Annotated in this window: 11 protein-coding genes; 7 read left to right on the forward strand and 4 right to left on the reverse strand. The window is 34.2% G+C overall.

The genetic code is table 11. The annotated features are described in order from the left end of the window. Position 1: 1 nt before the first annotated feature. From K8344_RS09110 to recG, 3 genes are all read right to left on the reverse strand, one after another. Positions 2 to 472 carry a Fur family transcriptional regulator gene (locus tag K8344_RS09110; protein WP_139854994.1) on the reverse strand — a complete coding sequence of 157 codons (471 nt, stop codon included), beginning with the start codon at positions 470 to 472 and terminating at the stop codon, positions 2 to 4. 165 nt (positions 473 to 637) lie between these two features. Next, the gene (locus tag K8344_RS09115) at positions 638 to 2,842 is read right to left on the reverse strand and encodes a RelA/SpoT family protein (protein WP_237608398.1); all 2,205 of its coding nucleotides are present in this window, start codon (positions 2,840 to 2,842) and stop codon (positions 638 to 640) included. A gap of 241 nt (positions 2,843 to 3,083) precedes the next feature. After that, positions 3,084 to 5,189, reverse strand: a complete 2,106-nt coding sequence (gene recG / locus K8344_RS09120) for an ATP-dependent DNA helicase RecG (RefSeq protein WP_237608399.1) — start codon at positions 5,187 to 5,189, stop codon at positions 3,084 to 3,086. A gap of 185 nt (positions 5,190 to 5,374) precedes the next feature. Between recG and K8344_RS09125 the strand changes: the two genes are divergently transcribed. From K8344_RS09125 to K8344_RS09150, 6 genes are all read left to right on the forward strand, one after another. Next, positions 5,375 to 6,946 (forward strand): peptide-N-glycosidase F-related protein, encoded by a 1,572-nt coding sequence (locus K8344_RS09125; RefSeq protein ID WP_237608400.1) that lies wholly within the window; start codon positions 5,375 to 5,377, stop codon positions 6,944 to 6,946. A gap of 108 nt (positions 6,947 to 7,054) precedes the next feature. Further along, positions 7,055 to 9,103 carry a M1 family metallopeptidase gene (locus tag K8344_RS09130; RefSeq protein ID WP_237608401.1) on the forward strand — a complete coding sequence of 683 codons (2,049 nt, stop codon included), beginning with the start codon at positions 7,055 to 7,057 and terminating at the stop codon, positions 9,101 to 9,103. A gap of 1 nt (position 9,104) precedes the next feature. Next, positions 9,105 to 10,019 carry a patatin-like phospholipase family protein gene (locus K8344_RS09135; RefSeq protein WP_237608402.1) on the forward strand — a complete coding sequence of 305 codons (915 nt, stop codon included), beginning with the start codon at positions 9,105 to 9,107 and terminating at the stop codon, positions 10,017 to 10,019. A 183-nt stretch (positions 10,020 to 10,202) separates the two neighbouring features. Further along, a complete protein-coding gene (locus K8344_RS09140) occupies positions 10,203 to 10,871 on the forward strand; it encodes a hypothetical protein (protein ID WP_237608403.1) in 669 nt (222 codons plus the stop codon). 644 nt (positions 10,872 to 11,515) lie between these two features. Beyond that, positions 11,516 to 12,268: a sensor histidine kinase gene (locus K8344_RS09145; protein ID WP_237608404.1), complete on the forward strand. Its 753-nt coding sequence runs from the start codon at positions 11,516 to 11,518 to the stop codon at positions 12,266 to 12,268. Between the two features lie 37 nt (positions 12,269 to 12,305). After that, a complete protein-coding gene (locus K8344_RS09150) occupies positions 12,306 to 12,938 on the forward strand; it encodes a response regulator transcription factor (RefSeq protein ID WP_237608405.1) in 633 nt (210 codons plus the stop codon). Here the strand turns inward: K8344_RS09150 and K8344_RS09155 are convergent. Further along, entirely contained in the window at positions 12,935 to 13,459 is a 525-nt protein-coding gene (locus K8344_RS09155; protein ID WP_237608406.1) for a DUF7935 family protein, read from the reverse strand. The genes K8344_RS09150 and K8344_RS09155 overlap by 4 nt on opposite strands. Positions 13,460 to 13,590: 131 nt before the next feature. On the opposite strand from K8344_RS09155, the gene K8344_RS09160 reads away from it, so the two are divergent. Further along, complete coding sequence (locus K8344_RS09160; protein WP_237608407.1) at positions 13,591 to 14,448, forward strand: hypothetical protein; 858 nt, start codon at positions 13,591 to 13,593, stop codon at positions 14,446 to 14,448. The last annotated feature ends 159 nt before the right edge of the window (positions 14,449 to 14,607 follow it).

Consider the following 14,607-nt stretch of genomic DNA (forward strand, 5'->3'; position numbering starts at 1 on the left):
ATCAAGAATTGTCCGCGTCAGAATTTGTTGCGGGTTTTTTATTTCCGTAGAAATATAGTGAATGGTTGGTTATTTCAATATTGAAAACTTCTTCAATAGTTTTTTTAATGCTTTGTATTCTAGGATCGCAAAACTCAATTACTTCGCCATCCGAAAGGATAACGTGGTCGTGATTGCGGTCGAAATATGACTTTTCGTAATGCGCTTGGTTTTGCCCAAACTGATGTTTGCGAACCAAACCACACTCTAAAAGTAATTCAATAGTGTTGTAAAGCGTTGCGCGACTTACGCGATAATTTTTATTCTTCATATTTATATACAACGATTCAATATCAAAATGGTCGTCGTGGTCATAAATTTCTTGAAGTATAGCAAAGCGCTCTGGCGTTTTACGGTGTCCTTTTTCCTCTAAAAAACCCGTGAAAACGTTCTTTACAATAGCCTGATTATTTAAGTCTGTTTTAATGCTCATAATAAGGATGCAAAGTTACTCAAAATTTAGATGTTCTATTATGGAAATTAAAGAAAAAGAAACTATAGGTATTTGGCACTATAAAATTCAGCTTTTTATGCCTAAAAACTTCACGTATACTGGGTTTTCAATTCTTGTAACACCTTAATGCTTCATCTATTTTATTTATTCTCTGGTAACTTTGTCAATTCCATTAATCTTTTTAATGCTATCCATTAAGTTGTTAAGGATGGTTCTGTTTTTAACAATAACAATAATTTTCCCTGTGAAAACTCCATCGTCACTATCAAAGTGAACACTCTTCATATCGATATTAAGGTTGTTTGAAATTACCTTGGTAACGTCGTTTACAAGTCCAATTGTATCTATTCCGCTAATATTGAGAATTGCTTTAAATTCACGCTGCGTAGAATCTACCCATTTAGCAGGCATAATTCTGTAACTGTAATTACTTTGTAATTGTAATGCATTGGGGCAGTTAGTTTTATGAACCTTTATCCCATCGGCTACAGTAACGAATCCAAAAACATCATCCCCAGGAATTGGGTTGCAACAATTAGCAATTTTGTAATCTAGCTTGTCTTCGCTTTTCCCAAACACCAGCTGATCAAATTTTTCAGTAATTTCTTCTTTGTGGATATCTTCTGGCTTGTCTGGCTTTCTGATTTTATTTTTAAAGAAACTGATAAAGGCATTACTTCTGGATGAAGCAAAATCTTTCAACTTTTGGTTGTCGATAATTCCTGCTCCTACACGGTAATACAAATCGAGGCTGGTTTTTACTTTAAAAAACACAACCATTTGATTGATGGTGTTTTCGTCAAGATTTATTTTTAATGATTTTAATTTCCGCGTTAAAATTTCTTTTCCTTCAGCGGCAATTTGTTTCTTTTCCTCTTTTAAAGAAGATTTAATTTTTGATCGCGCACGACCAGTAGTTGCATAGTTTAACCAGTTGGCTGTTGGTTTTGCGTTATCAGATGTAATTATTTCAACTTGATCTCCGCTTTTTAATTGATGACTTAAGGGAACTAGATTTCCATTCACTTTTGTTCCACGAGTATGCATCCCGATTTCAGTGTGTATATGAAAAGAAAAATCTAAAGCCGTTGCTCCTTTTGGAAGGGAGTATAAGTCTCCTTTTGGTGTGAAAACAAAAATCTCTTTTGCGTACAGGTTTAGTTTGAATTCTTCAACAAAATCTACAGCGCTTATTTCTGAATTTTCTAAAGTATCCTGTAATTTATTGAGCCAATTCTCTAAACCACCATCATCTTTCTCTTTATTTTTGTATTTGTAATGAGCGGCAAAACCTTTTTCGGCAATTTCATTCATTCGCTCACTTCTAATTTGCACTTCTACCCAACGCCCTTTAGGCCCCATCACGGTAATGTGAAGGGCTTCGTATCCTGTTGATTTAGGTGAGGAAATCCAATCGCGCAAACGTATTGGGTTAGGACGGAAATGATCAGTAACTATAGAATATATCTTCCAGGCTAAAAACTTTTCGTTTTCAGGTTTACTCTTGTAGATAATACGAACTGCAAACTTATCGTAAACCTCATCAAAAGATACGTTTTGAGCCAGCATTTTCCTGCGAATAGAGAAAATAGATTTTGGACGACCCTTAATGTCGTATTCTAATTCTTCAGCATCTAAGGAGTTTTTTATAACATTGTTAAAAGCATTGATATAAGCATCTTGCTCTTCTTTACTTTCTTTAATTCGGCTTAAAATATCGGCGTAAACATCGGGTTCAGTAAACTTCAGACCTAAATCTTCAAGTTCTGTTTTAATATTATAGAGTCCGATACGATGTGCAAGGGGCGCGTATATATATAGTGTTTCGGAAGCAATTTTACGCTGTTTATGCGGCGGCATGCTATCCATGGTTTGCATATTATGAAGCCTATCGGCAATTTTAATGATGATTACCCTAATGTCTTCATTTAGAGTAAGCAACATTTTACGGAAGTTTTCTGCTTGCATAGAAACATCTTCCGAAAGTGATATGTGGGCAATTTTTGTAAGTCCATCTACAATGCGAGCAACCACTTTGCCGAACATTTTTTCTATATCCTCTACAGTGTACTTTGTGTCTTCCACAACATCGTGCAAAAGTGCGGCTGCGATAGAGGTGGCATCTAAACCAATCTCCGAAGCAACAATTTTTGCAACTGCAATAGGATGAAAAATATAAGCCTCACCGCTTTTACGGCGTTGCTCTTTATGTGCATCTACAGCAAGGTCGAAAGCACTGCGAATCAATTTTTTATCTTCCTTGCTTAAGGTGCGATAACTGATTTTTAGCAACTCTTTATACTGCTTTGCAATTTCTTTTTTTTCTTCTTCTATGTCTGCTTCTGTCATACATCTAAAAGTATTGAAAAGTATTTAAACGGGCAAAAAAAATAAGAGGTTGAAATGATTATAATTTGAGGATTAGTTTCAATAAAATTCGTGAATATTAAATTGTAATTTTTTTCAAAATTACCCTTTAAACTAAACTTAACAATACTTAAAACAAGGAGCCACTCAATTTTGTGTGGCTCTGAATTTAAGATAATCTAACTTCTTAGTTCTCAAGAACCTTTATTGAAGTTGCCATATTTTATGATATGTAATTCCAAATATTTCGATACTTTACTAGTTGGGCATAGGTGTTTTTAATGGGTCTGTTTTCGTCTGAGGCGAGATTTGGATCTGATTTCAGAGTTTGTAAAGCGTAACTGCGTGCTATTTTTAAAATTTCGGAGTCTTTTACAATATCTGCGATTCGAAGATTTAAAACGCCACTTTGTTGTGTTCCCATCATATCTCCTGGACCGCGAAGCTTTAAATCTACTTCGGCTATTTCAAATCCATCGCTGGTGCGAACCATAGTTTCGAGTCTTGTCTTAGCGTCGGAAGAGAGTTTATGGCCTGTCATTAATATGCAGTAACTCTGTTCGGCTCCTCGGCCTACACGACCTCTTAATTGGTGTAACTGCGAAAGTCCAAAGCGTTCTGCACTTTCAATAATCATTACGCTGGCATTTGGAACGTTTACACCAACTTCAATAACAGTGGTGGCAACCATGATTTGAGTTTCACCTTTAACAAAACGATTCATTTCATAATCCTTATCTGCCGGTTTCATTTGTCCGTGTACAATAGAAATTTGATATTCGGGCATAGGAAACTCACGAGAAATACTTTCGTACCCGTCCATCAAATCTTTGTAATCCATGCTCTCACTTTCTTGTATTAAAGGGTACACAATATACACCTGTCTGCCCTTTGAAATTTCCTCTTTTATAAAGTGAAAAACCTTCAGTCTATTTGCGTCAAAACGATGGACAGTTTTTATGTTTTTTCTACCGGGTGGAAGCTCATCAATTATACTAATATCTAGGTCGCCATAAACGCTCATTGCAAGAGTGCGTGGAATAGGGGTGGCGGTCATTACAAGTATGTGTGGAGGGTACTCGTTTTTATGCCATAATTTACTTCGCTGTTCAACTCCAAAACGATGTTGTTCATCTACAATTGCAAGGCCTAAATTTTTAAACCTTACCTTATCTTCGAGAAGCGCATGGGTGCCAATTAAGATGTCTATTTCTCCATTTTCAAGTTTTTCGTGGATCTCCCTCCTCTTTGAAGCTTTAGTTGAACCTGTAAGCAATTCGATACTGGTATTCAGCTCTTTACATAATTCAACTAATCCTTGAAAATGTTGAACTGACAAAATTTCAGTTGGAGCCATTAGGCACGCTTGAAAACCATTGTCAAGTGCCATTAACATTGACATTAGCGCAACTATAGTCTTCCCAGAACCTACATCTCCTTGTAACAGACGGTTCATTTGTGCATTGCTGCCTAAATCGTTGCGAATTTCTTTAATAACTCGCTTCTGTGCATTAGTTAATTCGAAGGGTAAATGTTCGTTAAAAAAGGTGTTGAAATTCTCACCAATTTTATCAAAAGTATAGCCTTTAATTTTGGATTTATGTACAAGATTTTTTCGTACCAATTGAAGTTGAATATAAAATAATTCTTCAAACTTTAATCGATATTGGGCCCGTGCTAAATGTGCCTGACTTTTTGGAAAATGTACGTTTAAGAGTGCGTCCTTTTTTGACACTAATTTCAGTTGTTCTAAAAGGGGTTTTGAGAGGGTTTCAAAGAAGGCATTTTTACTCTCTAAAAACAGCTGTTGCATCAGTCCATTTATCACCTTATTTGTGATCCCGCTATTACTTAATTTCTCGGTAGAAGGATAAACAGGTTGCATGGCAGAACGAATACTTTTTTCGTGTATTTCGAGCAATTCCATTTCTGGATGCGGCATAGAAAAGTTTCCATTAAAAAAATTCGTTTTACCAAAGATTACGTAAGGAACATTGATTTTTATATTCTCTCTAATCCACTTTACTCCTCTAAACCAAACCAACTCCATTTGTCCAGTTTCATCTCTAAAAGTGGCAACTAGTCTTTTTCCTCGTTTTTGCTCTACTGTTTTTATATGTGTTATTTTCCCAACTATCTGTACTTCTGCATTGGTTTGCTGTAATTGGGAGATTTTATAGTATTGTGTTCTGTCTAAATATCTATTGGGGAAAAGATTTAGCAAATCCTGAAATGTATGCACCCCTAGCTCTTTTTTGAGTAAAGTAGCACGATTAGGTCCAACGCCTTTTAAGTAATCTATAGGGGTTTGCAAGAAATTTGCATTCATAAAGCTCACTTGATATTATTGAGTAAAACTAAATTAAAATTAAGTTTTGAAAGCTATTATTATATATTTGTTGCTATATTTCAGCTAATTTAAACAATCTATTTAATCAAATACTCTAGAAATTATCATAAACAACTTAGGAAGAATGATTGAGTACTTCATCTTCCCTTAAAACCAATTAATCAATGAAAAAATTCTACATTTTATTTCTCTTGACTATTGCAATGCAGGTTTCAGCATTTGCACAATCTACATTAGAGCTTTCTACGAGGCTTACGGAGGATTATCCTTTGGAGATGCCTACGTTAAGAGCGTATCCTATTTATCTAAATGCTGAAGTAGAAGAACCAGATAGCGTTACTGAAGTAACCTTAACTATTAATGGTGAAGAGTTTCCTGCTGATATAGAAACTGGATTTTATTACTATTTATGGGAGCCTAGTAGTTATGGGAATCACGAAATTGTGATGACGGCAAAAACTGCTCAAGGTGAAGAAACAACTTTAACTCGTAATATTACTGTTACAAATTCAGTAAATTCACAAGTGGTAAGAAGTTTAGAGGATGTAGTAATTGAGTTTACAGGACAAAATGATAGATGGTACTATGGAACGCATACTTTTCCACAGTTTGTAGGTGCTTACAACGATATAAATGCTATTTTAGAGGTAGAGTGCCCTAGTATTCCAGGTGGATGTGACGATTGGGATAGATTGGCTTACATAGATATTAAAGCACCAGACGGTAATTGGATTCAACTTATTCGATATATTACTCCGTATCGCGTAGCGTGCAACCACGAACTTAACGTTACAGATTATATGTCGTTACTTCAAGGTGAAGTAGAAATTCGTGTATTTATTGATACTTGGGGAACAGGTGGATGGCAACTTACTCTAGACGCTGAATATACAGCAGGTACGCCTCAATACGCTTACAGCAATGTAGTAGAGGTGTGGGACGATGCCTATTCTTTTGGTGATCCGGCAAACTTGCAACCTGTAGAAACTTTTAATGTAGAAATTCCTGAAGGAGTTCAATCTTCACATTTAAGAGTTTCTAATACTGGACACGGTTGGGGAGGAAACAATACTTCCAATGCTGCAGAGTTTTTTAATGCTACGCATTATTTTGATATAAATGGAGAGCAAACTTTCACACAGAACCTTTGGAATGCTTGTAACCCAAACCCTGATGGCTGTACAGGGCAACAAGGAACTTGGAGTTATCCTCGTGCTGGATGGTGTCCAGGGGCAATTGCACCACCAGATATTTATGATTTAACTTCTTATGTTGGTAGTTCTTTCAATTTGGATTACCGTTTTCACCCCACATATCAAGATTACTGCCATCCTAATAATCCAGACTGTGTTTCAGGACAAACTTGTGCAGATTGTAACGATGGGTATAATCCACATTACTACGTAGATACCCATATTATAAATATGAGTAACCACCCGATGGTTTATGGAAATACTTTGGGAATCAATGCTGTAGATAATACTCAAATTTACGATGTGAGTGTTTATCCAAACCCATCTAAAGGTGTATTTCAAATTAATACTTCCTACCCAGAATCAACTACAAGATTAACGGTAAATACAATAGAGGGGAAAACAGTAAAAGCGTATTATTTTGAAACCCTTGCAGCACTTAAAAACTTTACGTTTGACGTTACGAGTCTTTCGAGTGGAGTTTATTTCATAAATCTTGAAAATAGTTACGGAACAGGAGTGAAAAGAATTATTTTAGAATAGAATTTTAATTCTCAGACTTATAAAAAGGTTATTTTTGGAGATCAAAAATAACCTTTTTTTATGCTTTATTTTTTGAATCTTAACACCGTCAATTTCTCAAAAAGATTTTTGTTTTTACTATTTTTTGGGATTGCAGCTACCTTAAGGTTGCAAGCACAGCAGACGGATATTGTGGATTTCTTGAAGATTGATGCTTTAATTGAAGCAGATGCTGTTACCAAAAAAGTATCGGGGAAATTAACAACGACGTTTAAAATCTTAAAGGAAACAGATTCCATTTTTATGGATGCTGTAAATATTCAAATTAATGAGGTTGTAACTAAAGAATTCAAAATAACATCTACTGAGAAGAACGTTTGGTTTGTTGGTAATTTTAAAAAAGGAAATACTTACATAGCAGATTTCTATTATGAGATGAGACCCAGACAAACTCTTTATTTTTTTGGGAATGAGGTTTGGACACAAGGTCAAGGGAAATACACTTCGCATTGGTTACCTAGTATAGACAATGTAAACGATAAAATTGAATTCGATTTAAAGATTAAAGCTCCTAAAAACAAAACTGTAATTGCAAATGGTGAATTGATAGAAATTGATGCTTCAGAAAATCGAAATAGCTGGAGGTTTGATATGAAAGATCCAATGTCTAGCTATTTGGTGGCCTTCGCAATTGGAGATTACGATAAGTTGGAGCTAGTTTCAGATTCTGGAATTCCAATTGAATTGTACTATAAACCAAACGACTCACTAAAAGTTGAACCCACATATCGATACAGCAAAAAAATATTCGACTTTCTTGAAAATGAAATAGGGGTATCATATCCTTGGCAAAACTACAAACAAGTTCCTGTACGAGATTTTTTATATGCGGGCATGGAAAACACCACTGCTACATTTTTTTCAGAAGCATTTATTGTTGATGATATTGGGTTTGCCGATAGAAATTATGTAAACGTTAACGCTCACGAATTGGCACATCAATGGTTTGGCAACTTAGTTACCGCAACGGCAGATAAACATCATTGGTTACAGGAAGGTTTTGCAACTTATTACGCGCTGTTAGCAGAAAAGGCGGTTTTTGGCGATGATTATTATTACTGGCAATTGTATCAAACTGCCGAACAATTAAAGGCAATGAGTGATGAGGGTAAGGGGGAATCGCTATTAAACCCAGAGGCAAGTTCACTTACTTTTTATCAAAAAGGTGCGTGGGCATTACATATTTTACGCGAACGAATAGGGGATGAACCCTTTAAACTTGCCGTAAAAAACTTTCTCAAAAAACATAAATTTAGAAATGTAGCTACCGAAGATTTTTTGAATGAAGTGAAAATGGTTTCTGATGTTGATATTTCGGCATTCGAAGCGGACTGGCTACAACAAACAGCTTTTCAAAGTGAAGATGCGTACCAAGCTTTACTTAAGTCTCCTTTTATAAAAAAGTTTTTTGAAGTTTCTGCATTACGAGTAATGCCCTTGCCGGAGAAGAAAAATCAGTTGAGAACCGCACTTACATTTCCGAACGATTTTATTGGGCAAGAAGCTGTTTATCAGCTGCAAGGTGAACCTATTTCAAAAACGGTTCAACTTTATAAAAGAGCTTTTGAAAGCAATAACATTTATGTGAGACAAGCAATTGCACTATCGTTACAAACCATTCCAAATGAACTTCAAAAGGAGTATGAAGGACTTTTAAATGATGATTCATATGTAACCAGAGAGGCTGCTTTATATCAATTATGGATACAGTATCCAGACAGAAGAAAAGAATATTTAAATAGAACGAAAGGCGTAATTGGATTTCAGAATAAAAATGTACGCCAATTATGGCTAGCTTTAGCCATACTAACGGAGGGGTATACTACTTCTGAAAAACTAAATTATTTAAATGAGTTGAAGAGCTATAGTGCTTCAGTCTATAGTTTTGAAATTCGCCAAAAAGCCTTTGAATACATTAATGAATTACAACTTTGGGATATTGCAACGCTCGAAAATTTGGTTGAAGCTTGTGTTCATCCCGCTTGGCGCTTTTCAAAAGCTTCAAAAATGTTGATGAAAACTATCGTGGAAAGCAAATCGTTTAATAACGAATTAAAAAGTATAGAAGCAAATATCTCCAAAGAAGCTGCTGAATACTTGAAAACATTAAAAATATAAAATGAGAGCATTAGTTATTTCGGGAGGAGGAAGTAAAGGAGCATTTGCTGGAGGTGTTGCACAATACCTTATGGACGAACTTCACCAAGAATACGAACTTTTTGTCGGAACCTCTACCGGTAGCCTGCTAATTTCACATTTAGCATTAAATAAAGTAGATAAAATTAGAGATGTTTTTACTTCTGTTAATCAAAATAGCATCTTTAATAGTTGCCCGTTTATCATAAAAAAAGACAAAATAGGAGGAAAGCAGATAGCTATAGATCATTATACGGTTTTAAAAAATTTTATAAAAGGAAAGAAAACTTTTGGAGAAAGTTTAAATCTGCGTAAGCTTATAGAAAAGACTTTTACCGAAGATGAGTTTGACATATTGAAAGCTTCATCTAAAGATGTGGTTGTTACTGTTTCTAACCTTTCACTTAATCAGGTTGAATATAAGTCTATATACGATTTCGGTTACAAAGATTTTCTGGATTGGATTTGGATTTCTTCAAACTTCACACCTTTTATGAGTCTTGCAAAAAAGAATGGTTGTGAATATGCAGATGGTGGTTTTGGGAGTATGGTGCCTATTGAAGAAGCCATAAACCGAGGTGCTAAAACTATAGATGTTATAATTCTTGAAACCGAGGTCACCTACTATAACCGATTACCTTCAAAGAATGTCTTTTCACTTCTTACCAACATGCACACATTTATGGCCGATAGAATTGAAAAACAAAACATCCGCATAGGGAAGTTTGTAGCTGCTAATAAAGGGGTGATTATTAATATTTATTACACGCCTACTGTGCTAACAACTAACTCCTTAATCTTCGAAAAAGACAAAATGACCAGCTGGTGGGAACACGGCTACGAGTACGCTCATCACAAAAATGAAGCATTAAGTGAGCTCCGTACCAAAGACAATTAAGCATTAAATAGTCTTCCTTTTCAAAAAATTCAACATATACTGGGGGAAACCCCCTAATCTTTAAGTGTATTCCCCAATTTTTATGGTTAATGCAATGTTAGTTGGTTATAAATCAATATAATTGAGTTATATTCACTAATCGTATTAAAATCGTCTATTTACATAACCATAACCAAATTTATTATGAAATCAATTTTTAACTATCGTTTATCATTAATTTGTGTTTTTTGTTTGTCTTTATTTAGCTGTCACGAAGGCACAATTACTACCGAACCACCTTACGAAGGACCTCCTAAAGGACATATTATTACTGTAGAACGAGCTCAAGAAATGTACGACTCCTATTCTCAAAGGCGAGTTTCAATTATAAAAAAATACGAAGACAGCATAAATCCTACACCAGAATCATTTGGGGCAACACGATATGCAGAATTCGACCTAGCTACAATTAAACAATATATTGCTTTTATAGAACACGAAGCTAATAGAGCTAAAGTTGATGTAAGTACTTTGCGATTTTACTTGTCTAATTACCCGAATAGCAATAATTATCCAAATGGGGATGCCGTAAAATACCCTAGACAAAACAGCATTTTCGTTGTGCCAACTATGGACCAGAATGGCGAAAACGTCGGTTTTTCAATAGAAGAATTAGAAGGTAAATATACAGCTGTGCCTATCAGAAAAAAGGATGGCGATAACAATGATAGAAATGGAGTAATTAATGAAGCCGGTTTTTTATCATCAAATGCTAATACACTTCAAGTTAATACTACTAGTTTAATACTTAATGACGGAACAATAATGCCCCCACCAATACTTGGTTCTAACGACTTTGGAGACAATAACTAATTTAATATAAGCTTTGTGGAGGCAGTAGTAAAACCCCTTGAGTATATATTCTTGACTTTATACCTAGTTGTATTTGTCATCTCTTTAATTCGTTTTCCGCTTTATAAAGATTCTCCTCTAAAATATTTTCCGCTAATTTTATTATTTACAGTAATTACGGAGTTTTTAGGGGGGTATATCAGAGATTTTATAGGCACATCGAATTTGATAATCTTCAATATTTATTACTTTTTTTACTTTACATTATTTCATTATGTGTTTTTAAAAGCTATCGAAGAAGCGCATTTTAAGAAATATATAAAGGTGGGGATAGTTTTATTTTGGATAACTTATCTTAGAGATATACTATTAGTGGATATTTTCAATTATTCGTTTATTGCCTCCTATATAGTGGGTGCAGGAGTATTGATCTTTTGTATAATTCTATACTATATAAGTGTTTTACAATCTTCATTGGTTTTAGTAATCAAAAACGATTTACTCTTTTGGGTAAGCGTCGGTTTGTTTTTGTTTTACATAGGATATCTTCCTATAAAAATTATGAGAACATTGTTTTTTGACCTTACAAATTTTTATTTAATCTTACTTATCATTCAGTTTTCACTTATTATTGTGATGTATTTGTTTTTTCTTATCGGATTTATATGGATGAAAAAGAGATAATCGTACTAATGGCAATTGCAATACCTGTAACTTTGGTTATCATAGTTATTGTGCTTTTTAGTGTGTTCTCCAACAGAAAAAATAAATTGCTTAAAGAACAAGAAGAGGCAAAAAAATCATTTGAGCGCGAATTAGCTGAGTCGCAAATTGAAATGCGAGAAGAAACATTAAGAAACATTAGCTGGGAGTTACACGACAACATTGGCCAACTAATGACCTTAGCCAAAATACAATCTCAATTAGCTGTAGATCAACCTGAGTTATTGGCTGAGATCTCCGATACCATTGGCCAAGGAATTGACGAACTTAGGTCGCTTTCCAAATTGATAAACCCCGAAGCGTTAAAAAGCTTGAGTTTAGTAGAAGCTATTACTCTTGAAATAGAACGATTTAATAGATTGAAATTTATAACTTCAACCTTAAAAGTGAATGGAGCAGTAGTTCCTTTAGAAAGTAACAAACAAGTAATCTTATTTAGAATATTACAAGAATTCTTCTCGAACACCATTAAGCATTCTAAGGCTTCTAATTTAACAGTAACGCTCGATTATACAGATAACCAATTGACAATTTGTGCAAAAGACGACGGTATTGGATTTGATGATAACGATGTGTTTTTAGGTATCGGTCTAAAAAACATGAAAACGCGTGCTAAACTAATTAATTCAACTTTATCTATTAATTCGAAAAGAGAACAAGGGACTACTTTACATTTAAATTATAACTTTACATAATTTAAGTTAATAAGTGTAATTCTTAATTCCAAAATTTATGAAGTATTCGGTTGTAGTAGTAGACGATCATTATTTGCTTTCGCAAGCCATAGGGGGAATGGTTCAGGGGTTTGAGAAGTTCGATGTGCTTTACTTATGTAAAAACGGGCAAGAATTATTGGATAAACTAAAAGAGCCGAATAATATCCCAGATATAGTTTTGATGGATATTAAAATGCCTATTTTAAATGGTATTGAAACTACAGAAATTATTAACAAGGAATATCCTAATCTAAAAGTTCTAGCGCTTTCTATTGAAGAAGATGAATATACTATATTAAAAATGTTGCGTGCTGGGGCGCGTGGATATTTATTGAAAGACACTAAAAAAGAAATCCTTGAGGAAGCCTTAACAAAAGTAATTGAAGAAGGAAGCTACTACACAAATAACGTTTCTAAAATCCTTACAGATTCCCACGAAAATGACGTAAGAACTGAAATTAAAGATAGAGAGCTGGAGTTTATTAAATTAGCTTGTACCGAAATGAACTATAGAGAAATTGCAGATATTATGTGTTGCAGTTACAAAACAGTAGAAGGGTATCGAGATTCTCTGTATAGAAAGTTAGGAATTAAGAATAGAATAGGTCTTGTGCTTTTTGCAATTCACCATAACCTATTTACACCTTAAAATAATTCAGACACCTCTTTTTTAATGTATCCCATTGCTTTTTGTGAAGGGGAAACTTCTTCCATAAATTGTTGTAATAAATATTCTCTCATTTTATCAACATCTCCATCCTTCACGTGCATATTTCCTTGTCTAATGATGTTTATAGTAGCGTTTTTAGCCGCTTTTACAACATTCCAGCATTCAACACTTACGTAAACTTGCTGCGTTAAGTTATGATCAAATTCTTGTTCAATATTCTGAACTAATAACTTCTCATATTCATCTTTACCATCCGAAAATGGTTTTACACGTACTAGCAGCTTATTTAAATCGATACGCTCTAAAAACAAAGTAAGGCGTTCGTAAGCTTGTAAGCGAAGCGGCAAAACCTGTTTTTGAGCTTCCTTTTGAATTAAATACCTGCGCCTTCCTTCTTCGTTGGCAGTATGTCCTTTAAAAAAATAATATGCCACAACACCTACTACAACAGCAGGGAGTAAATAGGCAAAATAACTAATAATTTGTGTTGCTTCGTTCATAGGTGTTTTTTTAATCAGAACAAACTTAATCGTTTTATGAAAATTGACAAGAGATATAACGTTATAAAAATGCTTCAGGTTTTACTTTTATAAATTTATAAATATTGATTAAACTTGTTAAAATTAATATCATGAGATATCTATTAATAATTCTTACAACTTGCGTAGGGTTAATGCTAGGATGTAATTCGAAAAATAATAGTAAAACTGAAGTTGTGACTTCTGAAGAAATAATAGCAGAAAAGCAGCATTCAAATTCGGAACCTCAAGAATATATAGAAGAAGCAAATCATCTAAAATACGAACCCTCTGAAACATTGTACTTCAGTCACGCCTTCATATATAAATTTACCGATGAAGATAATTCGAAAGAATTTTGGTTGTATCACAATCCCAAAAATGGACAATTGCTATATGTGCCAGAAGATGAAATGATAGATTATGTTATAAGTGATCCTGATGGTAATTATTATTTCTTTGGAAATGATGGCCACGGCAATGATGTGGTAGATGCTCAATTGGTTGAATGGGTTGCCAATCCTGAGTTTTATGACGAAAATGAAACTTATCCAATTTCAGACCAATATGTAAAGCTGATTCCTACAGGAAAGAAAAAAGTACTAAATGAATACTCTAAAATAGATGGAAAGGAAATTATATCAGAAGGGTATAAATGGGAGTTTACTAAAATGAATGGGGAGCAGTTTACTTTTATCACGAATATAATTCCAGTTAATTTTTATCAGGTGTATGGTTTTAATAAATTAGAGGGTGATATATCGCTGCCGTACTCTTCTTTAGACTTTGTAGGAGTGTTTGGTAAAAATCAAACCATAACTGAATTTATATCTGGAAAAACTAAGGTTGAACTCTTATCCTACGAGTTTAACCCTTATTTTGTTGAAGCTGCCAACTATCAATATGTTGAGCAACTGCCAAATGGAGATTGGGTAGAGAAATCCTTACCTCTTTTAAAACCTAAAAAATAATAGGTAATTAGGAATACTGAAAGTTACGTTAGTATTTCTCTGGAAATACAGATTAATCACAAACTAAGTGCCTTCCTCAAGGGGTGTTTTTTTTTGTTTATAATTTGACCGGTAATTTCGGGTTTAAAAAGCTTATAATGGCTAATTTCACACTTTGAA

This window comes from Aequorivita xiaoshiensis, from assembly GCF_022008395.1.
Lineage (GTDB): Bacteria > Bacteroidota > Bacteroidia > Flavobacteriales > Flavobacteriaceae > Aequorivita > Aequorivita xiaoshiensis.